This window comes from Bacillus sp. SDLI1 (genome assembly GCF_001553895.1).
GTDB classification, from domain to species: Bacteria; Bacillota; Bacilli; order Bacillales; family Bacillaceae; genus Bacillus; species Bacillus siamensis.
This window is the reverse complement of the sequence record NZ_CP013950.1, coordinates 3,412,712-3,435,420: the sequence shown is the minus strand read 5'-3', so window position 1 is coordinate 3,435,420 and position 22,709 is coordinate 3,412,712. Positions and strand designations below refer to the sequence as shown.

24 protein-coding genes and 1 other annotated feature are annotated in these 22,709 nt (G+C 46.7%); of the genes, 4 read left to right on the top strand and 20 right to left on the bottom strand.

All coding sequences use genetic code 11. The features are described 5' to 3' along the window. Position 1: 1 nt before the first annotated feature. The 3 genes from araA to AUL54_RS16825 form a co-directional block, all read right to left on the bottom strand. Positions 2-1,495, bottom strand: a complete 1,494-nt coding sequence (gene araA / locus AUL54_RS16835) for an L-arabinose isomerase (protein WP_060965125.1) — start codon at positions 1,493-1,495, stop codon at positions 2-4. Between the two features lie 178 nt (positions 1,496-1,673). Next, complete coding sequence (locus tag AUL54_RS16830) at positions 1,674-2,639, bottom strand: arabinan endo-1,5-alpha-L-arabinosidase AbnA (RefSeq protein WP_060964590.1); 966 nt, start codon at positions 2,637-2,639, stop codon at positions 1,674-1,676. Positions 2,640-2,781: 142 nt separating this feature from the next. Next, complete coding sequence (locus AUL54_RS16825) at positions 2,782-3,867, bottom strand: M42 family metallopeptidase (protein ID WP_016938631.1); 1,086 nt, start codon at positions 3,865-3,867, stop codon at positions 2,782-2,784. Positions 3,868-4,050: 183 nt separating this feature from the next. Between AUL54_RS16825 and AUL54_RS16820 the strand changes: the two genes are divergently transcribed. Beyond that, positions 4,051-4,443 (top strand): hypothetical protein, encoded by a 393-nt coding sequence (locus tag AUL54_RS16820; protein WP_016938630.1) that lies wholly within the window; start codon positions 4,051-4,053, stop codon positions 4,441-4,443. Positions 4,444-4,456: 13 nt separating this feature from the next. On the opposite strand, the gene AUL54_RS16815 is transcribed toward AUL54_RS16820, so the two are convergent. From AUL54_RS16815 to AUL54_RS16780, 8 genes are all read right to left on the bottom strand, one after another. Further along, a complete protein-coding gene (locus AUL54_RS16815) occupies positions 4,457-4,720 on the bottom strand; it encodes a DUF1294 domain-containing protein (RefSeq protein WP_060964589.1) in 264 nt (87 codons plus the stop codon). Positions 4,721-4,778: 58 nt separating this feature from the next. Further along, positions 4,779-5,138: a 50S ribosomal protein L20 gene (rplT, locus tag AUL54_RS16810; RefSeq protein WP_007613019.1), complete on the bottom strand. Its 360-nt coding sequence runs from the start codon at positions 5,136-5,138 to the stop codon at positions 4,779-4,781. Positions 5,139-5,169: 31 nt separating this feature from the next. After that, positions 5,170-5,370 carry a 50S ribosomal protein L35 gene (rpmI, locus tag AUL54_RS16805; protein ID WP_003152493.1) on the bottom strand — a complete coding sequence of 67 codons (201 nt, stop codon included), beginning with the start codon at positions 5,368-5,370 and terminating at the stop codon, positions 5,170-5,172. Between the two features lie 12 nt (positions 5,371-5,382). Beyond that, the gene (gene infC, locus AUL54_RS16800) at positions 5,383-5,904 is read right to left on the bottom strand and encodes a translation initiation factor IF-3 (RefSeq protein WP_071543361.1); all 522 of its coding nucleotides are present in this window, start codon (positions 5,902-5,904) and stop codon (positions 5,383-5,385) included. A gap of 58 nt (positions 5,905-5,962) precedes the next feature. After that, positions 5,963-6,093 (bottom strand) — a sequence feature (ribosomal protein L20 leader region). Positions 6,094-6,274: 181 nt separating this feature from the next. After that, a complete protein-coding gene (lrgB, locus tag AUL54_RS16795) occupies positions 6,275-6,958 on the bottom strand; it encodes an antiholin-like protein LrgB (protein WP_060964588.1) in 684 nt (227 codons plus the stop codon). A gap of 12 nt (positions 6,959-6,970) precedes the next feature. After that, positions 6,971-7,411, bottom strand: a complete 441-nt coding sequence (gene lrgA, locus AUL54_RS16790; protein WP_060964587.1) for an antiholin-like murein hydrolase modulator LrgA — start codon at positions 7,409-7,411, stop codon at positions 6,971-6,973. A 130-nt stretch (positions 7,412-7,541) separates the two neighbouring features. Continuing rightward, complete coding sequence (locus AUL54_RS16785) at positions 7,542-8,276, bottom strand: LytR/AlgR family response regulator transcription factor (RefSeq protein WP_060964586.1); 735 nt, start codon at positions 8,274-8,276, stop codon at positions 7,542-7,544. Beyond that, a complete protein-coding gene (locus tag AUL54_RS16780) occupies positions 8,254-10,035 on the bottom strand; it encodes a sensor histidine kinase (RefSeq protein ID WP_060964585.1) in 1,782 nt (593 codons plus the stop codon). Before AUL54_RS16780 ends, AUL54_RS16785 begins: the two co-directional genes overlap by 23 nt. Before the next feature lie 187 nt (positions 10,036-10,222). Between AUL54_RS16780 and AUL54_RS16775 the strand changes: the two genes are divergently transcribed. Next, the gene (locus AUL54_RS16775) at positions 10,223-11,017 is read left to right on the top strand and encodes an HAD family hydrolase (RefSeq protein ID WP_060964584.1); all 795 of its coding nucleotides are present in this window, start codon (positions 10,223-10,225) and stop codon (positions 11,015-11,017) included. 44 nt (positions 11,018-11,061) lie between these two features. Here the strand turns inward: AUL54_RS16775 and thrS are convergent, their stop codons facing one another. From thrS to AUL54_RS16730, 9 genes are all read right to left on the bottom strand, one after another. Further along, complete coding sequence (thrS, locus tag AUL54_RS16770) at positions 11,062-12,993, bottom strand: threonine--tRNA ligase (RefSeq protein WP_029575353.1); 1,932 nt, start codon at positions 12,991-12,993, stop codon at positions 11,062-11,064. A 409-nt stretch (positions 12,994-13,402) separates the two neighbouring features. Further along, complete coding sequence (ytxC, locus tag AUL54_RS16765; RefSeq protein ID WP_016938621.1) at positions 13,403-14,233, bottom strand: putative sporulation protein YtxC; 831 nt, start codon at positions 14,231-14,233, stop codon at positions 13,403-13,405. Positions 14,234-14,298: 65 nt separating this feature from the next. Next, entirely contained in the window at positions 14,299-14,940 is a 642-nt protein-coding gene (locus tag AUL54_RS16760; protein ID WP_060965124.1) for a TVP38/TMEM64 family protein, read from the bottom strand. Positions 14,941-14,971: 31 nt separating this feature from the next. Beyond that, positions 14,972-15,907: a primosomal protein DnaI gene (dnaI, locus tag AUL54_RS16755; protein ID WP_060964583.1), complete on the bottom strand. Its 936-nt coding sequence runs from the start codon at positions 15,905-15,907 to the stop codon at positions 14,972-14,974. A gap of 24 nt (positions 15,908-15,931) precedes the next feature. Then, entirely contained in the window at positions 15,932-17,344 is a 1,413-nt protein-coding gene (locus AUL54_RS16750; protein ID WP_060964582.1) for a replicative helicase loading/DNA remodeling protein DnaB, read from the bottom strand. Positions 17,345-17,454: 110 nt separating this feature from the next. Next, on the bottom strand, positions 17,455-17,913 hold the full coding sequence (nrdR, locus tag AUL54_RS16745) for a transcriptional regulator NrdR (RefSeq protein ID WP_003152473.1): 459 nt from the start codon (positions 17,911-17,913) through the stop codon (positions 17,455-17,457). A 249-nt stretch (positions 17,914-18,162) separates the two neighbouring features. Beyond that, positions 18,163-18,543 (bottom strand): adenosylmethionine decarboxylase, encoded by a 381-nt coding sequence (gene speD / locus AUL54_RS16740; protein WP_003152471.1) that lies wholly within the window; start codon positions 18,541-18,543, stop codon positions 18,163-18,165. 238 nt (positions 18,544-18,781) lie between these two features. Further along, complete coding sequence (locus AUL54_RS16735) at positions 18,782-19,804, bottom strand: glyceraldehyde-3-phosphate dehydrogenase (protein ID WP_060964581.1); 1,023 nt, start codon at positions 19,802-19,804, stop codon at positions 18,782-18,784. A gap of 207 nt (positions 19,805-20,011) precedes the next feature. Continuing rightward, complete coding sequence (locus AUL54_RS16730; protein WP_049627153.1) at positions 20,012-20,398, bottom strand: winged helix-turn-helix transcriptional regulator; 387 nt, start codon at positions 20,396-20,398, stop codon at positions 20,012-20,014. 183 nt (positions 20,399-20,581) lie between these two features. On the opposite strand from AUL54_RS16730, the gene AUL54_RS16725 reads away from it, so the two are divergent. Continuing rightward, positions 20,582-21,781, top strand: coding sequence for an MFS transporter (locus AUL54_RS16725; RefSeq protein WP_060964580.1), 1,200 nt, complete (start codon positions 20,582-20,584; stop codon positions 21,779-21,781). A gap of 54 nt (positions 21,782-21,835) precedes the next feature. Beyond that, positions 21,836-22,678, top strand: coding sequence for an aldo/keto reductase (locus AUL54_RS16720; protein WP_060964579.1), 843 nt, complete (start codon positions 21,836-21,838; stop codon positions 22,676-22,678). The last annotated feature ends 31 nt before the right edge of the window (positions 22,679-22,709 follow it).

Here is a 22,709-nt window from a genome sequence, read left to right as displayed (position 1 = left end):
ATCAATTCCCTCCCAGCCGGTATAATACGTCATTCCACTTCAGCTCTTTTTTCAGCTCGCGTATTTCGGTATTTCGGGAAATAAAGATGCTTTCAATGCCTGCCATTTCAGCCCAGTCAAGCATCTGTTCAGCCGTAAGCCCAAAGGACATACAGGTATGATGGGCGCCTCCCGCCAAAATCCATGCTTCCGCAGCCGTTTTCAGCGATGGCTCAGGCTTCCACAGCACCCGCGCCACAGGCAGATTCGGCATGTCATGTTCAATTTCCCTGCCTTCCGCTTCATTCAGAATGAGACGGAACCGCCCTCCGATGTCAATGATACTTGCGATGATGGCTGAACCGCCGATTCCGTTAAACACCAATCGGGCGGGGTCTTCCTTTCCCCCGATTGAGAGAGGATGGACTTCGATTTTCGGTCGATCATGGGCAATCGTCGGGCATACTTCAAGCATATGTGATCCGAGAATCATCGCACGCCCCGGCTCAAAATGGTACGTGTAATCTTCCATGAAGGAGGTTTGTTTTCCGTCCGCCATTATTTTCATCATTCGCACCAAGGCAGCCGTTTTCCAATCGCCTTCGCCGGCAAATCCGTACCCTTTTTCCATGAGACGCTGAACGGCAAGCCCCGGAAGCTGCTTCATTCCGTGCAGCACTTCAAAGGAGGTCGAAAACGCTGTATATCCGCCCCTTTCGAGAAAAGCCGTTAACCCGAGCTCAATTTTCGCCTGTTCTTTAATGGAAGAAACTTTTGCTTCATCCTGTTTCGTTTCGTCGCTGATGACATACAATTTGTCGTATTCTTCATAAAGCGCTTCAATTTCTGCATCGGTGACATTGTTCATCACCTCGGTAAGATCGCCGATTCCGTATCCGTCAACCTGCCAGCCGAATTGAATGTGGGCGCCGACTTTGTCTCCGTCAGTCACGGCTACATTCCGCATGTTGTCGCCGAACCGGGCAACTTTAATATGCCTGCTTTCATTCCAAGCGGCAGCAGTATTCATCCATTGTGAAATGTCACGTTTAACTTCTTCGTCATCCCAATAACCTGCAATGACTTTTCTCGTCTGCCCCATTCTTGACTGGATATATCCGTATTCCCGGTCTCCGTGGGCGGATTGGTTGCTGTTCATAAAATCCATATCAATCGTTTCCCACGGAATGTCACGATGATATTGGGTATGCAGATGAAGCATCGGCTTTTGAAAGGCGGAAAGACCTTCAATCCACATTTTCGCCGGAGAAAATGTATGCATCCACGTGATGATCCCGGCGCAGTTTTCTTGATACTGCGCTTCCCGCAAAACCTCTCTGATTGTTTCAGATGACGTAACAACCGCTTTATGCCTGATCTTGTATCTTGATGACACTCCGCCGAGACCGTCACATATCCCTTTTGCGTGTTGATCGACAAGCTGTAGCGTTTCCTCTCCGTATAAGTGCTGGCTTCCCGTCACAAACCAAAATTCATATTCTTTGTTCTGAAGCACATTCATTTCCCCTTCCTGTCAAAATAAAGCGCTTGCATTTAAAAATATACGTATAAATTAAAATATTAAACTTTTAACCTTTTATTTGTACGAACAATTTTATTATAGTTAAGGAGGAATCAAACTGTCAATCTTTTATTGCAAGTAAAAAGCCGGACACACATGCCCGGCTGCTCAATTAATAGGATGGCCACCCTGAACTCCAATCGATATCATTGATGAGCATCTTCGGGATTCCGCTGTTTTCGGCATCATACGCATGGCGCACTAAAATATTTCCGTTCACAATGTCTTGGCCGCCCGGGCCTTTCCAGCGGTCATTGCCGGAATCAAGAATCGTCCCTCCGCCTTCTGACATGCTTTTCCCGCTTTTATCAAGATATGGACCGGTGATGCTTTTGGATCTTCCATAAGCAATTTTGTACGTACTATTCACCCCTGAACAGCATTTATCAAATGACACCATTAAGTAATAGTAGCCGTTCTGATAGGTGATGGCAGGCGCTTCCAAAGCTCCGCCGTTATTCGGTCTTGAGGCGATGGAATAAAGAGATCCGGTTGGTTTCATTGTGTTTTTATCGAGCTTTGTCAGCTTGATGCCGCTCCAAAAAGAACCGAAGGCAAGCCACGGATTTCCGTCTTTATCAATTGTCAGCTCCGGATCAATTGCATTGTAATGATCGGCGCTTGTCGAACGGATGACGAGCCCTTCGTCCTTCCAGTTTCCTGAACTGAGGTTTGCTGATGAAGCGAGACCGATCGCGGAAGTATTTTTGCCGAATGAAGAAACGGCATAGTACAGCCAATACTTTCCGTTATAAAATTGAACATCGGGGGCCCATTGATTCAGCCCGTAATTCGGCACGTAATTGCCCCACCAAGACAGCGGGGAAGTAAAAATTGATTTCTGAACGGTCCACACGCCGCCGCTGCCCGCCTTTAAGACGCGAAGCCCCCGCTCACCTTCCAAACCGGTTCCGAACGCGTACCACGTGTTTCCTTCTTTCGCCATTGTCGGATCGTGCAGCAATTCATTCGACGCACCCCAAAACGCGGCAGATACCGGGGACGAAGACAGCAGCAGCAGCCCGGCTGTGACGGCTGCACACGAAAAGCGGATCATGAGTTTGAATCTGTTTTTCATTTCATAACCCCTCCCTTTTTAAAAGCGCTTACAAAAATGTTCTGTAAGATTTTTCTATGTCTTTTCTTATTGTAGCCATTGTGATTATATTTGTACAGACAAAAAAAGAATCTGCTTTAAAAAAGCAGATTCTTCCGTATCTTTATTGATATGTAATACGGTCAACCGTTTCCCGGTCTAATTTTTTAATTACTTCTGTGATCAATTTTACCGTATTCTCATAATCATCCCGATGCAAAATAGCGGCATGAGTGTGAATGTAGCGTGTTGCGATCGTAATGGACAGCGCCGGCACTCCGTTTGCGGTTAAATGAATGGAACCTGAATCCGTGCCCCCTCCGGCAATGGAATCGAATTGATACGGAATTCCCGCTTCTTCCGCCGTGTTTACGACAAGGTCGCGCAGCCCTTTGTGAGAGACCATAGATGCGTCATACAGAATAATTTGCGGCCCTTCGCCGATTTTACTTTGCGCTTCTTTTTCAGAGATTCCCGGTGTATCTCCGGCAATTCCGACATCCACACCGAACGCGATATCAGGCTGGATGGTATGCGCCGCTGTTTTAGCCCCGCGCAGCCCGACTTCTTCCTGAACCGTTCCCACTCCGTATACTTCATTCGGATGATCACTGTTTTTCAGATTTTTTAATACATCGATGGCAATCGCACAGCCGATACGATTGTCCCATGCTTTCGCCAATAAATGTTTTTCATTGTTCATCACTGTAAATTCAAAATACGGCACAACCTGGTCACCCGGAAGAACGCCCCATTCCATTGCTTCTTCACGGCTGGACGCCCCGATATCGATGAACATCTCTTTGATATCGGCGGCTTTTTTTCTGGCGTCAGGCGGTAAAATATGCGGCGGCTTCGAACCGATGATTCCCGTGATGTCTCCTTTTTTTGTCACGACGGTGACGCGCTGGGCCAGCATCACCTGAGACCACCAGCCGCCGACCGTTTGGAAGCGGAGAAAGCCTTTATCAGTGATTTGCGTCACCATAAAACCGACTTCGTCTAAATGGCCTGAGATCATGATTTTCGGACCGTTTTCTTCACCGGTTTTTTTGGCGATTAAGCTTCCCAGCCGGTCGGTTGTGACCTCATCGGCAAATGGTTCTATGTATGATTTCATCACTTGTCTTACTTCTCTCTCATTTCCCGGTATCCCTTTTGCGTCCGTTAACGCTTTCAGCATGGTAAGCGTTTCATCTAATTTTGTCATCAATAAACCTCCTTTTTTTCACTACCCTTCTTATTATACAGAACCGATGCAGAAGCATACGATTAATTCGCCTGAAAAACGGGTAAATGTTTTTATCTATTTCTTTTAAAAAAATGAAACCTTTTGTTTTGTTTTTCGTATTACATCAGATCATGACAAAGGTGAGGAGGTGCCTTCACACAGATGGCCATTACAGTATTCAGGATTGTCTTGCTTGCACTTCTTATTTATTTTATTTACATGGCGGTCAAATTCTACGCAAACCCGAAGAGAAGGCTCAGACTGGCACAATCAAAAGAAAATTTTTATTTTATTGATGAACAGAAAAACACGCGAAAAAATCTCCAGCTTACTTATAAAGGAGTGCTCTTTGAAGGAGAGAAGCATATCCCTTCCAAAGACCATCCGCTGTTTATTCATACGATATTTGTATGGACTGAGACTCCGGAAAAGCTAAGCAGCTTTTCTGCAGATGATTTCGAAGAAGTTGAGAAAAAGGTATTGGAGCGGTACCCGAATTGCAAGATTGATTGGGACCAGCCCATTAAAAAAGCGAAAAAAGCAGGCGGGCGCTGAGCCCTCCTGCTTTTTATTTATCATTCAAATAGATCAGCACAAGGGCGGCTTCAACGAGAAAAAGCAGCGGCACCCCGTATAAAAAAGCTTTGTGCTTTGTCTTATGCCTGAAGGTGCGCATGCCGATCCATACGCCGAGTGAGCCAAACATGGCGGCTGTGAGCCATATCCGTTTCTCTGATATTCTCCATCTGTGCGCTTTCGCTCTTCTTTTATCAGCGCCCATGATCCAAAAGCCGTATCCGTTTATCAATACGGCATAAATGAAGAGAGCCATTAATTGTCACCCTTTACGTAAAAAAACCGCTCCCGGAAAGAGAGCGGCTTTTTTCAACTTACTTGTCTAACTGAGCTTTAGCAGCATCAGCAAGCTGATTGAAAGCAGTAAGATCGTTTACAGCAAGATCAGCAAGCATTTTGCGGTTTACTTCGATGCCTGAAAGCTTAAGACCGTGCATTAAACGGCTGTAAGAAAGACCGTTCATACGAGCAGCTGCGTTGATACGAGTGATCCAAAGCTTACGGAAGTCACGTTTTTTCTGACGACGGTCACGGAAAGCGTAGTTTCCAGATTTCATGACCTGCTGGTTTGCTACTTTGTATAATCTATGTTTTGAACCGAAATAACCTTTTGCTAATTTAAGAACCTTTTTACGACGCTGACGCGACACAGTTCCGCCTTTTACTCTTGGCATTATATTTCCCTCCTAATTGTTCCTTGTCCGATTACTTGATGTTAGCAAGCTGTTGTTTGATACGTTTGAAGTCTCCTGCGCTTACAATAGCACCCTTGCGAAGCTTACGCTTTTGCTTTTGGGATTTGTTGGCGAATAAGTGACTTGTATATGCATGAGAACGTTTTAACTTCCCAGAACCTGTCTTTTTAAAACGTTTAGCAGATCCGCGGTGAGTTTTCATTTTTGGCATGGGATTTCCTCCTTATTGCTTTTCGTTTTTCGGCGCGAGCATTAAGAACATGCTGCGGCCGTCCATTTTTGGTTTTGTTTCGACTGTCGCAACTTCCGCACATGCTTCAGAGAAACGGTCCAATACGCGCTGGCCGATTTCTTTATGAGTGATTGCGCGCCCTTTAAAGCGGATAGAAGCTTTCACTTTATCGCCTTTTTCAAGGAATTTAATCGCATTGCGCAATTTCGTGTTAAAGTCATGCTCATCGATTGTCGGACTTAATCTAACTTCTTTTAAGTTAATGATTTTTTGATTTTTGCGTGCTTCTTTGTCCTTTTTCTGCTGCTCGAATCGGAACTTACCGTAGTCCATAATGCGGCAGACAGGCGGTTTTGCATTCGCTGCAACTAACACAAGGTCAAGATTTGCGCGGCCGGCGATTTCAAGTGCTTCCTGACGGGACTTGATGCCGAGCTGATCGCCATTTTGTCCGATCAGACGAACTTCACGTGCACGGATACCCTCATTAACCAATTGATCTTTGCTAATAATGAGCCACCTCCATAGTTTCTTCGAATTGATTCACAACGCGTTTTGACTGCATTCTGCAGGCAAACAAAAAGTGCGGGCATGACAACACACCCACACTACGAACATCTGCATAAATAAAAATGTACGGTCAACCTGCCAACTACATGAATGTGTCAATCAGGTGAGAAGCGGGTGCCTCTGCTTGTGATTTATATTCAATTCAATAACTATTCTACACAATACCGGAACGTTAGTCAAGAATGACTTATCCGGATCAACTTTTTCATTTTAACACGGCACCGGGGGGAGCGCAAGGAAAAATGTGAAATTTCGTTCTTTGCCGTCCGCGGATGGGCCGGACAATAAAAAAACCCGGGTAAATGATCCGGGTTTATCCACCAATGAGCTGAACGAATACCGGGATGACCAGCACCGTCACCACTCCTACGACGACAACCGCGATACTTGCCATTGCCGCTTCTACTTCTCCCATCTCAATACCGACCGCAACACCGAGCGCGTGTCCGGATGTGCCGAGAGCCAGTCCTTTAGAGATCGGGTGTTTCACTTTAAACAGTTTTAAGAATAAAGCCCCGAGAGCATAGACAATGACGGCGTTGAAAATGACGGCGAAAGCGGTGATGTCGGTAATGCCGCCGATCCCTTTTGACAGCGGAAGGGCAATTGCCGTTGTCGCCGCCTGCGGAAGCATGCTTTTCATAACGGCCGCGTCAAGATGAATGCCTTTTGCGATCAGATAGACAATCGTGACTGAGCAGATAGAGCCGACAATGATAGAAGACATGATCTGCCACCAGTATTTTTTCAGCTTGTCACGCTGTTTGTATAAAGGAATGGCAAAAGCAATCGTCGCAGGCTCCAGGAAGAACTTAATAATGTCTCCGCCGCTTTTATAATCTTCATATGAAAAACCGCCGAGCTCCAGAAAAAGGATGCCAAGCACCATCGCGACAAACAGCGGGGTGAAGAGGAAAAATCCTTTCGTTTTTTTAAATAAATACGTACCGATGCCAAAGGCCGCAAGTGAAACGACAATACCGAAATATGGACTCATCCGATTTCCCTCCTAATGCTGCACAAGTTCATTTTCTTGATTGGAACGGCGCACCGTTTGTTTATCAGTCGGAGCTGCCTTCTGACGTTTTTGGCTGACTGACAGAATCAGCTGAGAAAAAAGGCCCGTCGCCCCTAACAGAATGATGGTGGCGAGTAAGATGACGAGTGCGATCTGCACGCCGTACTGCTGCATGACGCCAAGTGAATTCATCACGGAGATGCCCGACGGGACAAATAAAAATCCGATCAGTGACGTTAATGATGTTCCCAGCGTTTCTACTTGTTCAAGTTTTATCACTTTCAGGCATAAAAGGACAAATAATAGCACCAAACCTACTACGGAAGCGGGTATAGGAATGGGGACAATCGCTGCAATCCCATTAGATATGAGCATAATGCCGGCAAAAATAAATGCTTGTGTCAGAAATCCGTACACTTTTTTCGCACTCATTTTCTTCACCTCTTTCTCTAAGTTAGGTCCATTATAAAAGAGAAACCGATTTATTAAGCGCTTTCACCACAAACGGCAGAATATTCAATCTGAAATGCAAAAAACGGCTGCTGAAATGCAGAAAGCCGCCTCATATAATATGAAGCAGCTTTTTTAAGTCCTTTGCGTATGTACGGCTGACGGGAATTTTAGAGCCGTCTTTTAAAATCAGATTGTAGGTCGAATTAAACCACGGATGAATTTCCGTAATATGCTCCGTATTCACGATGAACGCGCGGTGCACTCTCAAGAAGCCCGTCTCAGGGAGCTTTTTCTCAATGACAGCCAAGGTTTCATGAACGGAATAAGACGCGGCAAACGTTTTGACGGAAACGTGCCCGTCCTCCATGCCCGCAAAAATAATATCCTTCGTATCTAAAATGACAATGGATTCGCCGGCGGATACCGCAAGCTTATGCGCTCCGGCTGCGGACGGCTGTTCTGAGACGGCTTCTGCCCTGTCCTGCTTCACTCTTTTAAACTTTCTGATTGTCTGGCGGACTCTTTCTTCATCAAAAGGCTTTGTTAAATAGTCGAGCGCATCGACTTCAAAGGCTTTTAATGCATATTGGTCATACGCCGTCGCAAAAACGACAGCCGGCGGATTTTTCATGTTTTTCAGCCGCTTGGCAATGTCAAATCCGTTTTCTCCTGACAAATCAACATCTAAAAACAGCAGATCCGGTTTTTGATCCATCATGCTGTCAAAAGCGGATTCAATATTTTCCGCCTCGTTTATATCATCTACTTCATTCGTCCGTTTCAGCAAATAAGCTAATTCATCCCTTGCCAGCATTTCATCATCAACGATTAACACCTTCAGCATGTTCTTCTCCTTTAGTCATCAGTTTCAAAGGCAGCTCAAATGATACGTCCGTACCTTTTTGGGGTTCACTTTCCAATCGCAGAGCGGCTTCAGGACCGAACAGCCCGATCAGCCGCTGATTTAAATTGTAAAGCGCGGTTCCCGTTCCTTCTTTAGACGGCAGCGGACGGTTTCCGAGAACGGACAGCAATTCCGGATCAATTCCCCGCCCATTGTCCCCCACCCGCATTAAAACCGACGGGCCGGCGGATACCACGCTGACATTGACGGCACAGCTGTCCTGCTTTCTTGAAAATGCATGGCGGAGCGCATTTTCGACGAGGATCTGCAGCACAAAAGGAGGAATTTCGATGTCCTCCAAACCGTTTTCAATTTCAAGGCTGATTTTATATTTCCCGGGAAAACGGGCCTGCTCCAATGACAAATATGCCTGCAGATGGTTCAGTTCTTTAGAAAGCGGGATGAGCAGCTGCCTGGCGCCCTGCAGGTTGGAACGGAAATAGACACTGAGCTGCAGCAGAAGCTTTCGGGTTTTTTCCACATCGGTACGGCAAAGAGCAGAAATCGTATTGATTGCATTAAACAGAAAATGCGGATTGACCTGTGCCTGAAGCGCCTTTATTTCTGCATCTTTCAGCAATTTGCTCTGCAGTTCCGCCTCGCCGAGTTCAAGCTGGGTGGAAAACAGCATGGCGAGCCCCTCTGCGAGTTCTTCTTCAACCCGGCTTAAACCTGACGGGCTTTTAAAGTACATTTTCAGCGTCCCGATTGTTTTGCCGTTTGACGTCAGCGGCAATACGATCGCCGCATGCAGCGGACAGGGATCGTGCGTGCATTCAATTTCTTCCTTTGATGTCGCTTTCATAATATGCCCCGTTTTAATGACGCGTTTTGACAATCCGGTGATCAGGCTTTCAGACGGAATATGATGATCGGCCCCCGCGCCGACGTGAGCTAAAATCTTTTCATTATCCGTAAGCGATACCGCGTCCGTTCCTGTTTGCCTGTGGATGATGGCAGCGACGCTTTTGCATGAGCTTTCATTCAGCCCCTGACGGAAAAACGGAAGCGTCTGGTCGGCAATCATCAGCACCCTGTGGGTTTCAAGAGCTCTTGCCCGTTCTTCCTTCCGGATCATCGATTGAATGATCGAAAGAAAAATAAAAGTCCCTGACCCGTTTACCACTATCATCGGGATGCCAATGATGCTCACTAGCGTCCAAGCGTCAGAAAACGGCTTGGCCATTAACAGAATGAGCAGCATTTGCAATGATTCCATCCCGAGCCCGACCAGCGCGGCCACTCGCGGTGTCGGCATTGCATAGCGCTTTCTGAAATACCGCCCGATCCAGCCGGATAAAACCCCCGCTAAAACGGATGAGACGGCACAGCTGACTGCGGTCGCGCCGCCTAGTGATAAACGATGCAGGCCGGACAGTATGCCGACACCGATCCCTACATACGGGCCGCCCAAGAGTCCGCCGATTTCAACACCCATAATCCGCGTGTTGGCAATTGAACCGGACGGATTAATTTGAAACACCCAGTCATTATTCATAATTGTATTCTGCTGAATTTCTATTCCCGTATAGTTGCTGATAATACTGAACAGCGAGAAAATTGAAATCAGCACCGCTTTGCCTTTATAGCTCTCAGGCTGCTGGAGCGCCTGTCTGAACAATCTGGTATGAGCCAGAACAAAGCCCAATATGACGATTATTCCGACTCTTTCCAGCATCATAATGATCAAATGCAGCATGCTTTTTCACCTGTTCTTTCAAATTTTATTTTATCACGTTTTAACGCTTGAGACAGAATATGACACAAATCTGCCTGTTTTTTTCAAATCATCTGAAAACAAATCTTTCGCAGTCTATGTATCTATTGTAGAATAAACGGGAGCCTTGCGGCAGAGAGTTTAAGAATATACCAAAGAGGAGAAGATCATGAAAGCCGTATTTTTTGATTTGGACGATACACTGTTATGGGATGAAAAGAGCGTCAGAACAACATTCAGGGAAACATGTTTACAAGCGGAAAAAAAATATGGCCTTGACCCGCACACTTTTGAAGAAGCGGTTCGGAAAGCGGCACGGGAATTGTATATGTCATACGAAACCTATCCTTATACGGTCATGATCGGCATTAATCCGTTTGAAGGGTTGTGGGCGAATTTTTCCGAGCCGGTCAGCGAAGGATTTAAACAGCTGAATCAGATTGCGCCGGAATACAGACGAAACGCCTGGACGAACGGCTTAAAAAGTGTCGGCATAGACGATGCGGCTTACGGCGAATATTTGGCGGAGTTTTTCGCGGCGGAACGCAGACAGCGCCCGTATGTGTATGATGAAACATTTGCGGTGCTTGATAAGCTGAAAGGTGTTTATGAACTGCTTCTGCTGACAAACGGCGATCCCAGCCTGCAGAAAGAAAAACTTGCCGGCGTTCCTGAGCTTGCGCCTTATTTTAATGAAATCGTCATCTCAGGCGCTTTCGGAAAAGGGAAACCCGATGCCTCCATATTTGAACATTGCCTCAGCCTCCTGAAGCTGAAAAAAGAAGATGCCATAATGGTCGGAGATAATCTCAACACTGATATTTTGGGAGCGAAACGGGCAGGCATCACGACGGTGTGGGTAAACCGGACGAATAAGAAAAATGAAACAGACATTACGCCTGATTATGTGATCAGCGATCTTCACGAGCTGTTTGCGATTATAGAGAAGCAGAAACAAAAATAAAAAAACCCCCCATTCATTCAGAATGGGGGGTTTTGTGTGTCTGGTTATTTTTTCGCTTCGGCTACAGCCTTTTTCACAAAATCGTCCAATGAAACGGTTTCGGATTTCTGCTCGCCGTATTTCCGGACGTTTACCGCCCCGTTTTCAGCTTCTTGGTCACCGACCACAAGCATGTACGGGATTTTTTGCATTTGCGCTTCACGGATTTTATAGCCGATTTTCTCGTCCCGGCTGTCAAGCTCGACACGCAGGCCTTCGCGCTGCAGGCGCTCCTGCACTTTTTTCGCGTAGTCAAGATGCACAGACGGTGATACAGGAATGACTTGGAATTGTACAGGCGCAAGCCATGTCGGAAGGGCGCCTTTGTGCTCTTCGATTAAGAAAGCAACGAAACGCTCCATCGTTGACACGACGCCGCGGTGAATAACGACTGGACGGTGCTGTTTGCCGTCTTCTCCGACGTAAGTGAGATCAAAGCGTTCCGGAAGAAGGAAGTCAAGCTGCACGGTTGACAATGTCTCTTCTTTGCCGATCGCCGTTTTCACCTGCACGTCAAGCTTAGGGCCGTAAAATGCCGCTTCGCCTTCCGCTTCATAGTAATCATGGCCGATTTCATCCATTGCCGCCTTCAGCATAGATTGCGCTTTATTCCACATCTCATCATCATCAAAATATTTTTCCGTATCTTCAGGATCGCGGTAAGACAGGCGGAATGTGTAATCACTCAGGCCGAAGTCTTCGTATACGTCTTGAATCAAACGGACCGTGCGGATGAATTCTTCTTTAATCTGATCCGGGCGGACGAAAATGTGTGCGTCATTTAACGTCATGCCGCGTACGCGCTGAAGACCTGAAAGCGCTCCTGACATTTCATAACGGTGCATCGTTCCGAGCTCGGCGATGCGGATCGGAAGCTCCCGGTAGCTGTGAATGTCCTGTTTGTAAATCATCATATGGTGAGGACAGTTCATCGGACGGAGCACAAGCGTTTCATTGTCCATTTCCATCGGCGGGAACATGCCGTCCTGATAATGTTCCCAGTGGCCTGATGTTTCGTACAGGTCTTTGCTTCCGAGAACAGGCGTATACACGTGTTCATAGCCGAGGCTCAGCTCTTTATCCACAATGTAGCGCTCGATCACGCGGCGGATGGTCGCGCCTTTCGGCAGCCAGAGCGGCAGGCCTTGTCCGACTTTTTGAGAGTTGGCGAACAATTTTAATTCTTTGCCCAGTTTTCTGTGGTCGCGTTCTTTCGCTTCTTCAAGCATGCGCAAATGCTCTTTCAGGTCATCCTTTTTAAAGAAAGCCGTGCCGTAAATGCGCTGAAGCATTTGGTTTTTGCTGTCGCCGCGCCAGTATGCGCCTGCAAGGCTGAGCAGCTTAAATTCTTTAATTTTTCCTGTAGACGGCACGTGCACGCCGCGGCAGAGGTCAAAAAATTCACCCTGCTCATAAATGGAGACCGTTTCTCCTTCTGGGATGGCATCCAGCAGTTCAAGCTTCAGATTATCGCCGATTTCCGCAAACATGGCTTTTGCTTCCTCACGGCTCACTTCTTTTCGGATGATCGGCAGATTTTCACCGACGATGCGTTTCATTTCTTTTTCAATCTTCGGAAGATCATCCGGCGTCAGCGCCTGCTCCATTTCAACGTCATAATAGAACCCGTTTTCAATAACGGGACCGACTCCGAATTTCACATCTTTATAAATGCGTTTAATCGCCTGAGCCAATAAATGCGCCGTGCTGTGACGCATGATATTCAGGCCTTCTTCTGTGCCTTCTGTAATAATTTCTACGGCACCGTCCTCTTGAATCGGCGTTCTTAAATCAATTTCCTGTCCGTTCAGTTTTCCGGCTAAAGACTTTTTCTTTAATCCCGGACTGATGGATGCCGCGATATCTTCTGTTGTTGTTCCTTTCGGAAATTCCTTTACCGCTCCGTCCGGAAATGTGATGTTGATCATATCTGACATCTTCGTCACTCCTTTTTTTATGCAAATCAAAAACCCCGCCCCCTATGAAAGGGACGAGGTTAAATAAACGGAATCGTGGTTCCACCCTTTTTTCCGCGCGGCCGGTTTTATCGGCACCTGCGGCTCTAAACTCTGTAACGGGAGTTCCCGTCAGCTATTACTGGCGCTTATTCCGGCGTTCACAGCTGAAGTTCAAAGGCGGTAAAGACAATGATCCATAGCTGGAAAGCTTTCAGCCTGGGCTCTCCTCTCTTATAAAGCCGGTATCAATGCTTCATGTCCTTATCAATACGTGTAGCAATCATTAATCTGTTATGTATTATAAAATGTCTGTGAGAAAAATGCAACTCGGTTTTCCGTCTGATTTCGCACAGACAGCCCCGCTGCTGCCGCAAGGCCGTCTGTGCAGCTACCCTTCCGTCTTTTCCGCCGCAAACGCGCCTAACGGAAAAAGACGCACCCGCTCCTGAAACACGTTTTGGATCGTTCTGGACATCATATGCTCCGGTTTGTCCGTATACAGTTCTACCGTCTCAGGCGCGATGGAGATCAGCGGCGCAAGCAGGTGGGAATCTATATACATCGGGTGCTCCCGCACAAACCGTCTGTCTATGTATTTTTTTTGTTCCCGTTCTGACACATAGCGCAGCTCCCACAGTGTAAAAGCCCGGTCATGTACGATATGGACTTTCTTCATCCGCGGCGGATTGGATGTCACGTAATCTCTCAAAGACTGGATAAAGTTTTGATATTCCTGTTCCATCCGATATTCATCTATCGCAGCCTCGGTGTATTCCCTGAGCCGCTCATAATACCTGCCGAGCCGGAACGTCTGAAACGAACGCACGGAAAAAACACCCGCATCAAGTGAAATCGTCCGGAGCGCTTCTGAAATAAACTGTGTGCGCGGCTCTTTCTTCGGCTCAAACGGATGATCATCAAGCTCTCCTTCCATAATGCTGTGTGCAAGCTGAAGGATTTGCTGCTGTTCATCCTGATCGGTGAAGCAGTATTCGTCTTCAATAAGCGAAAGCATATGCTCGTCTTCTTTACATTCTAAAAAAAATCTGACCAGGATCGGCTCAATAAAGCGCTGAACGCAAAAAGCCGATTCAGACCTTGCGATTCCGACTTTTTTTATGCCTTCACGGACAATAAAATGTCTCCGGTCGTCCGATTGCTGAATGAGATGTAAAAAAGCGGCGGTATCGTGGTCATCTTCAAAGATCACTTCAAGCATATTTGTCCCCCCTTACGGCATCTGTTACAAGTATATGGGGGATGTTTTTAAAATAGACGTAAAGGTTAGCTTTCACCGCCGAACAAATGGCGGACCTTCTTCTTAAAGATGAGGGGAAGCGATAAAAACACGATATAGAGACAGATCACTCCGAGCACGGTCAGCACATTTCCGGACATAAAGCTCGCGCCAAGCACATTCAGGACGATCGTCCCCGGAATGATTCCCGCTGCGGTCGCCAAAAAATACGTCATCGGCCTGACTTTCGAAAGGCCCGCGGCATAGCTGATCACATCAAAATTCACAGGCAGAATGCGAAGGATAAAAATATAAAAGAAGCCATTGGTTTTCATCTGCTTTTGAATGGCTTCCATTTTTCCGTGACGGCTTTTTTCTTTAAAGGCAAACAGCCCGGCCGCAAAAAAAGACGCGGCCGCAGCGCCCATTGAGCCCGCCAGCGTATACACGGTGCCGAAAAACGGTCCGAACGCCAATCCTCCGGCGACGGAAACGATTGATACGGGAAACAGCACAAAAGGCCTGACGATGGAAATTCCGATAAACACAAGCGGCGCAAAGACACCGAACGATAACACCCAAAGACGGATCTCCTTAGGCGACAGATTCAGATATTTGCGGTTTGCCCACAGCAAAAGGCCCGCTCCCGCCGCAGCCGCAGCCCATGTGACAGCCTTCTTATTCCTCATTCCCTCAAATCCTTCCCTTTGGACGCCGGCATTATGGACGGCGGCGGTTTTCCCCGTCAAGACGGACAGGCGAAGCCAAATATAAAATCCGCTCCATCAATCTTGCCGCTTTTACCTCTTCCTTTTCTCCCCGCTGTGAATACGTAAAATGATGCTTCAGCTCGTCAGGTGAAAAATTAGACGAGAAAAACGTGGGAAGCTGCTGGCTCATTCTGTGCTGAAGCACGGTGCCGATGACCTCATCCCTGACCCAGCTTGTCATTGACTCCGCTCCGATATCATCAAGCATCAGGACGGGCGTCGTTTTGACCATATTCAGTTTCTCCTCCAGCGACTGATCCTGGAGCGAGTTTTTCAGCTCTCTGACAAATTCGGGAACATATACGATCATTGATGAATACTCTTTTTCCGCCAGCTCATTGGCAATGGCGGCTAGAATAAATGTCTTTCCGATTCCGAATTTTCCGTACAGGTACAGCCCTTTGCCTTTGCCCGTTTCATTATAGCTCTTCAGAAAATCCGTCACATGCTGGAAGATGCCGAGTCTGCTCGGATCTGTAATGTCGATCTGCTGAAACGTCGCGCCGAGAAGATCCTTTTGGATATACATGCTCTTCATCAGGGACTTTTGTCTTTTCTGGCGGTCAAGCTTTCTCTTTTCCGGACATTCGTAATATTCAATATCAATAGAACGTCCGTTGATCACAAGCTTCGGATGATAGCCTTCAAGCAGGCTGTTCGTCTCGTTGTCTTTTGAACAGAAGGCGCACCGCTTGCTTTGCTGAACGTATTCGTACAGTTTATTTAACCCTCTGTCAATCATGCTTTGATTAATTGCATCTTTCTGTTCCTTCAAAAAAGCCTGGACGTCTTTGTCGGCCATGACTTGCTGCTGCATTCGTTCCAGGCGTTTTTGAAAGTCAGGTCTCTTCGTCACGCCTTCTAAGGATCGGCTGATCGGTTCCATTCAGAATCACCCCGCTTCTCTGTCTCAGTAGGCAGAGTATTTTTTCAGTTTTTTCATTTCTTCCATCATTTTTTTCTTCTGTTCTTCGAGATCCTCCTCGGAAAGAGCCGGCTGCTGTTCTGACTTCTTCCCGGTTTCTTCTTCTTTCATCCAATCAGGGCGCTTTTCTTCCCGGACGGTTTTTTTGCCGCGCGCCGCGCCGTTTGTTTTGCCGTCCGCCCAATCAAGATATTGCCTGTGCTCTTCTATTGCGAGCTTCATTGCTTCCCGGACCGTCTTTACTTTCTTTCTGGCCCAGTGAGCGGCGATTTTTTGAATATAGTTTTTGGACAGCTTCATATCCGTTTTCAGCATGACATAATAAATCAGCACATTGGTGACACCGGGCTCAAGCTTCTGTTCGAACATAATATCGGCGATGATCTGCAGGTCTGCTTTGGACGGCTCGGTCCCGTCCGCAATGTCCTGAAGAAGCTTTCTCGGTGATATGGTCTCAAGCTGTGCAATGAGTTCGGCATTCAATGAATCGTCCTTTTCCGTCTTGTTTTCCCGCAGACGGACAGGCTGTGTTTTATCAATCAGTTCCGGAAGCTTCCCGCTTCTTTCAATTTGATACCAGTCGCTGGCCGCTTTCCTCAGCGCTTCGGCCGTTATCGTATCCTGTTCATTAATTGCAGTCATGACGACGTGCTGCATGGAGATAGGATCTATTCCGTATAAATATGAAAGCTTTTTAATGCTCTCCCGCACGTCCTGCGTGATTGATTTGCGCGGTATCATCGTTTCTGACAGTCCCGCCATGAAAAGCTCAAAATCAAACACTTCCTCCGTCACCGTATAGGAAGGCGCTTGTCCGACAGACGCCGTCTCATAGTCCTCGGGGAGCTTCATCGCTTCTTCCATATCCGGCGTCATTTTCCATTCGCTCGGCTGAAAAGAGGCAAAGGCGTGATTAAACGGACGCGTAATTTCCCTTGCATCCGCGCCGACGGAAGGATGCGTGTAAAATTGTCTCAGCTGCTGGTATTTCGTTTTACCGACTCTGTTATAAAGAAAGACATTCAGCATGCCGTCTTCAAAAAAATCATTCGGTCTGAGCGGGGGCAGCAGCTCATAAATAAACATCCGTTCCTTTTGCTCGGACTCCCGGATATACACTTTCAGCAGCCCGATTCCTTCAAGCTTCCCCTGTTCATGATGAATCTTTTTTAAATTTGCCTGCATCATGCCCATCAGCTGTCTGTGCGTGGATTCAGCTCCCCACAAACGGTTCTGCTCAAGCTCACCCCATAAGGTCATATACAGGGAAAATGCAAATGAACCGATCAGCGGCTGGTACAGATGTGTCAAAACCTGTCTGTCGACATCCTGAAGAAGCGAACGGCTTTTGACCGTATAAGGATCTACAGGCAATACGTCATTCCAATAGTCAGCCATGATTCTCAAACCTTCCGATATGTTTCTACTCTCATTTTACACCGTTTCCGCCATCTATCAAATGCCAATTTTGCTCATGAGAAAAGAGCCAGACATCATCTCTTAGCTCTTTAGCGCTCTTTCTTTATTAAATCTTTCAATTCATCAATAAACACATTTATATCTTTAAACTGCCGGTAGACGGAGGCAAAGCGGACATAAGACACCTCATCTATTTTCGCCAGCCGGTCCATCACCATTTCTCCGACAAGTTCGCTTTTGACTTCAGATACGCCTTGGTTTCGCAGCTCTTTTTCAATGTCAAAGCACATGTCTTCAAGTGTTTTTAAAGGAACGGGCCTTTTTTCACAGGCTTTAATTAATCCGCGCAGCATTTTTTCACGGCTGAATTCTTCCCGGACGCCTTCTTTTTTCACGACGATCAGAGGCATCTCTTCAAACTTCTCAAATGTAGTGAAGCGGTAATGGCAGGCTTCGCACTCCCGCCTTCTGCGGATTGATTTCCCTTCGTCCGCAGGCCGTGAATCAAGTACGCGGGAACCGTTATGCTGGCATGAAGGACATTTCAATTGGATCAGCTCCCATCTGTTTCATTGCTGTAATGCGGTTCGCAAGCTTCCGGTAAATGCCCGCCAACGTATCTAGGATGAGCCTATTGTGTTGGGAGAGCCGATAGACCGGCCTTATCTTTCTCTATTTTACAAAAAAATCGCTTAAAGAAAAAGCAATGCTGTTTTTTTACATTAGAAAAGGAGCATCAGCTTCAAAGCGCGTAATGGCTTTTTCAGCTTAGCTCCCTTGTGTTTGCGTTTTGAAAATTACAGTACTTTCGCTTGTGCCTGTTTAATCTGTACAGGCCCCATTCCTCTCGGTATTTCAATGTTTTCTCTTGTATCTGCATGTAATGCGTCCGCAATGTAATCAGCAGCCACATTAGGATCCAGGTCTCCACAAGTATAAACATCAATGCTTGCATATCCGTGTTCAGGAAAACTGTGAATCGTTAAATGTGACTCAGAAATAATAACGACTCCGCTTACGCCTTGCGGTGCAAATTTGTGAAATGCGACCTCGCGCACTTCAGCTCCTGATTTCAAAGCAGCATTTACAAACGTTTTTTCAATAAAATCCATGTCATTGAGCTTATCAAAATCGCATCCCCACAGCTCGGAGATGACGTGACGCCCCATTGTTTCCATAATCATGGACCCCCCTTAACAAGAATTAAAAAAGTGAATTTCCGAGAACTGACCCGGCCATTTACCACGGGGGAAAGTTAGTCCGGAGAGGTCCTAACCCTTTAAGTAATTCCGAAGCAGTCACGAGCAAGAAGTTCACGAAAGATAGTATACTGTGTTTAAGTTTATTTTGCAAGGAGTGTTTTTTTGCAAATATGCCGTTAAGGGTTTTTTCTAACAAATGTCCATGATCTTTATTCTACACAGCTGACGGGTGTTTCATTCGCGCGGCGACGTGGCGGATAAGATCAACGACCCGGCAGGAATATCCCCATTCATTGTCATACCAGGCGAGCACCTTTACTTTTCGGTCTTCCATCACCATTGTCGTCAGCCCGTCAATGATCGCGGAGTGTGAATTCGTATTATAATCCGAAGAAACGAGCGGTTCATCCGAATAATCAAGAATGCCGTACATTGACGTCTTTGCGGCTCGTTGGAAAGCGGCATTCACTTGCTCGGCCGACACATCTGTTTTCAGGTCACAGACAAGGTCCACTAAGGACACGTTGGGGACAGGAACCCGCAGAGCCAGACCGTGAAGCTTTCCTTTCAGATGAGGCAGCACAAGCGACAGCGCTTTAGCCGCGCCTGTAGAAGTCGGAATGATGGATTCTCCGCACGCTCTCGCCCTCCGCAGATCTTTATGCGGATTGTCGATATTTTTTTGGTCATTCGTGTAAGCGTGAACGGTCGTCATCAGGCCGCTCTCAATCCCAAATTCCTGATCAAGCACTTTGACGACCGGTGCAAGACAGTTTGTCGTGCAGGATGCATTTGAAATAATCACATGTTCATCCGGATTGAACTTCTCTTCATTCACTCCCATGACAATGGTAACGTCTTCATTTTTACCCGGAGCCGTTAAAATAACCTTTTTCGCCCCTGCTTCAATATGGCTCATCGCTTTTTCTTTTGAATTAAATTTTCCCGTTGCCTCTATGACGATGTCTATTCCGCACTCTTTCCACGGTAGCTCTCTCGGGTCCCGCCGATTGAACAGCATAATATGTTTTCCGTTGACGATCAGACTGTCTTCGGCGGTCTCGACTTCTTGCTCGTATTTGCCGTGAATTGTGTCATACTTTATCAAATGAGCAAGCGTTTCCGGGGGATAGCTTGCATTAATGGCTGTTATTTGAATTTGATCATCTTCCATCGCTTTTCTGAACACCATTCTTCCGATTCTTCCAAACCCGTTGATTGCTACTTTTACCTTCATGCCCAGGTCACCCCTTTTTAATATGCCACTCTAATTTAATTTTAATTACATATAGTATAACACATTAAAAGAAATCCGCCAGTACAACTTGATAAAAATCCGCCCTTATACCGATCAATATGTTGTTCAATCGGTTTTTTTGCATATAAAATGATCTTTTTTCCATAAAAAAAGCAGGATCAGCATCTCTGGCTGCCTGCTTTTTTCTTATATTTGTTCCGGATCTTTAAATTTGTCATTTAAAATGCTGTCCTCTAATACGGATGACACCTCGCCGTACCGTTTGGAAATATGCATCGCGCCCCAGTCGCACAGCGCGTTTAAAATTCTTTCCAGGCTGTGCCCGTATTCACTCAATTCGTATTCCACTTTCGGCGGCACCTGATTGTACACGATCCGGTTGATGACGCCGTCAGCTTCCAATTCCCGCAATTGCTGTGTCAGCATCTTTTGGGTAATGTCCGGCATAAGCCGCTTCAATTCGCTTGTCCGCTTTTTTCCGCGCATCAGGTGGCAGAGGATCACACACTTCCATTTTCCGCCGATCACTTCAAGCGTCGCCTCTACAGATATATTATATTTTTTCTTCAGCAACGGTAATTCCTCCTCATCTATAGGAACTAAAAAGTGCCTATGGCACTTAAAAGTACGTTCTTTTCAATGACTCATCTATCGATCATAATGACATTTGCCGGCTGAAAAGGAATGTACTCTTATACTTATATCGTTTACCCGGCATCATTTCAACCATACATTTTCGTTCAAGGAGGAAAACAGATGTCTTCACATCGCCAAAGCTATTTACCAGCGCTGCTGGCATTAGCCGTCAGTGCTTTTGCGATCGGCACAACCGAATTTATCAGCGTCGGACTGCTGCCGCTTATATCTCATGATCTGCATATACCTGTGACAACGGCGGGACTTACCGTTTCCATGTATGCTCTGGGTGTGACATTCGGCGCCCCGGTTTTAACTTCTCTTACATCAGGCATGTCGCGGAAAACGCTGCTGCTCTGGGTGATGCTGATTTTTATCGCCGGAAATACACTTGCAGCGAGCGCTTCCTCAATCGGCGTCTTACTGGCAGCGCGGGTCATTTCGGCTTTTTCCCACGGCATTTTCATGTCAATCGGGGCAACAATCGCCGCCAATATCGTGCCGGAGCATAAAAGAGCAAGCGCGATTTCCATCATGTTCACGGGGCTGACGGTGGCTACAGTGACCGGTGTTCCGTTCGGCACCTATCTCGGCCAGCAATTCGGATGGAGAATCGCATTTGCCGTCATCGTCGCGGTAGGAATCATTGCATTCCTTACAAATGCGCTTCTCGTTCCGTCACATTTGCGCAAAGGAACGAAAACCGCATTTTCCGAACAGATCAAACTCGTCAAAAACGGCCGGCTGCTGCTTTTATTTATTATTACAGCGTTAGGCTACGGCGGAACGTTTGTCGTGTTTACGTATTTATCTCCGCTTCTTCAGGAAGTAACCGGTTTTCAGAAAGAAACCGTCGCGGCCATCCTGCTTGTTTACGGAATTGCGATTGCCATCGGAAACATGATCGGCGGCCGGTTATCAAATCGGAATCCGCTGAGAGCATTGTTTTACATGTTCATTGTCCAGGCGGCTGTGCTGTTTGTCCTGACTTTTACCGCGCCGTTTAAAACAGCCGGATTAATCACCATTATTTTTATGGGGCTGTTGGCGTTTATGAATGTGCCTGGGCTTCAGGTATATGTCGTGATGCTGAGTGAACGTTTTGCGCCAAGCGCCGTTGATACAGCATCAGCCTTAAACATCGCGGCATTTAATGCCGGAATCGCAATCGGTTCTTTTGCCGGCGGGATTATAACAGATTCAATCGGGATTATTCATACCGCTTGGATCGGGGCGTTAATGGTGCTCAGCGCGGTCGTGTTAACCGGATGGAGCAGAAAGCTTGAAAAGCGGGATCGCACTGTCCTTGAAAGGAGGTGAGTTTTTCTTCAGCGCATTTTAATTTTTTTAACAAACAATAGGAGGAACATATACATGACAACACATTTACAAGCAAAAGCAACATTGCATAACGGAGTAGAGATGCCTTGGTTCGGCATCGGAGTTTTCAAAGTAGAGGAAGGCGCGGAACTCGTCAACGCGGTGAAAACGGCATTGGTGCACGGCTATCGCAGTGTTGATACCGCCGCGATTTACGGAAATGAAGAGGGTGTCGGCGAAGGCATCCGCCAAGGATTGCAAGAAGCGGGATTAAAGCGTGAAGACATTTTTGTCACGTCAAAAGTGTGGAATGCCGATTTAGGGTATGAAGAAACGTTAAAAGCATTTGACACAAGCTTAGAAAAACTCGGTTTAGACTATTTAGATTTATATTTGATCCATTGGCCTGTCGAAGGAAAGTACATCGATGCGTGGCGGGCGCTCGAAACCCTCTACCGGGATGGACGGATTAAGGCGATCGGGGTCAGCAATTTCCAAATTCACCATCTGAAACATCTCATGAAAGAAACGGAAATCAAGCCGATGATTAACCAGGTGGAGTACCACCCCCGTCTGACACAGAAAGAACTGCACGCTTTCTGCGCCGAACAAAATATTCAGCTTGAAGCATGGTCGCCATTGATGCAAGGCCAGCTGCTTGATCATCCCGTCTTACAGGAAATCGCTGAGAAATACGGCAAATCAGCCGCTCAAGTGATTTTGCGCTGGGATTTGCAAAACGGCGTCATCACCATTCCGAAATCAACTAAAAAACACCGTATTGAAGAAAATGCAAATGTCTTCGATTTCGAACTGTCAGCTGACGATATGAAGCGGATTGATGATCTGAACGAAAATCTCCGTGTCGGCCCGGACCCTGACAATTTTGATTTTTAACCAGAAAAACACCGTTCGGTTTTCCGAACGG

Coding starts and splice junctions, on each gene's coding strand:
- thrS (WP_029575353.1), bottom strand. CDS start 12,993: ATGTCAGATATGATCAACATCACATTTCCGGACGGAGCGGTAAAGGAA.
- AUL54_RS16830 (WP_060964590.1), bottom strand. CDS start 2,639: ATGAAAAACAGATTCAAACTCATGATCCGCTTTTCGTGTGCAGCCGTC.
- AUL54_RS16820 (WP_016938630.1), top strand. CDS start 4,051: ATGGCCATTACAGTATTCAGGATTGTCTTGCTTGCACTTCTTATTTAT.
- AUL54_RS16760 (WP_060965124.1), bottom strand. CDS start 14,940: ATGAGGAATAAGAAGGCTGTCACATGGGCTGCGGCTGCGGCGGGAGCG.
- AUL54_RS16825 (WP_016938631.1), bottom strand. CDS start 3,867: ATGACAAAATTAGATGAAACGCTTACCATGCTGAAAGCGTTAACGGAC.
- AUL54_RS16780 (WP_060964585.1), bottom strand. CDS start 10,035: ATGCTGCATTTGATCATTATGATGCTGGAAAGAGTCGGAATAATCGTC.
- AUL54_RS16815 (WP_060964589.1), bottom strand. CDS start 4,720: ATGGCTCTCTTCATTTATGCCGTATTGATAAACGGATACGGCTTTTGG.
- AUL54_RS16785 (WP_060964586.1), bottom strand. CDS start 8,276: ATGCTGAAGGTGTTAATCGTTGATGATGAAATGCTGGCAAGGGATGAA.
- AUL54_RS16775 (WP_060964584.1), top strand. CDS start 10,223: ATGAAAGCCGTATTTTTTGATTTGGACGATACACTGTTATGGGATGAA.
- lrgB (WP_060964588.1), bottom strand. CDS start 6,958: ATGAGTCCATATTTCGGTATTGTCGTTTCACTTGCGGCCTTTGGCATC.
- dnaI (WP_060964583.1), bottom strand. CDS start 15,907: ATGGAACCGATCAGCCGATCCTTAGAAGGCGTGACGAAGAGACCTGAC.
- AUL54_RS16720 (WP_060964579.1), top strand. CDS start 21,836: ATGACAACACATTTACAAGCAAAAGCAACATTGCATAACGGAGTAGAG.
- AUL54_RS16725 (WP_060964580.1), top strand. CDS start 20,582: ATGTCTTCACATCGCCAAAGCTATTTACCAGCGCTGCTGGCATTAGCC.
- speD (WP_003152471.1), bottom strand. CDS start 18,543: ATGGAAACAATGGGGCGTCACGTCATCTCCGAGCTGTGGGGATGCGAT.
- AUL54_RS16735 (WP_060964581.1), bottom strand. CDS start 19,804: ATGAAGGTAAAAGTAGCAATCAACGGGTTTGGAAGAATCGGAAGAATG.
- rplT (WP_007613019.1), bottom strand. CDS start 5,138: ATGCCAAGAGTAAAAGGCGGAACTGTGTCGCGTCAGCGTCGTAAAAAG.
- AUL54_RS16750 (WP_060964582.1), bottom strand. CDS start 17,344: ATGGCTGACTATTGGAATGACGTATTGCCTGTAGATCCTTATACGGTC.
- rpmI (WP_003152493.1), bottom strand. CDS start 5,370: ATGCCAAAAATGAAAACTCACCGCGGATCTGCTAAACGTTTTAAAAAG.
- ytxC (WP_016938621.1), bottom strand. CDS start 14,233: ATGCTTGAAGTGATCTTTGAAGATGACCACGATACCGCCGCTTTTTTA.
- lrgA (WP_060964587.1), bottom strand. CDS start 7,411: ATGAGTGCGAAAAAAGTGTACGGATTTCTGACACAAGCATTTATTTTT.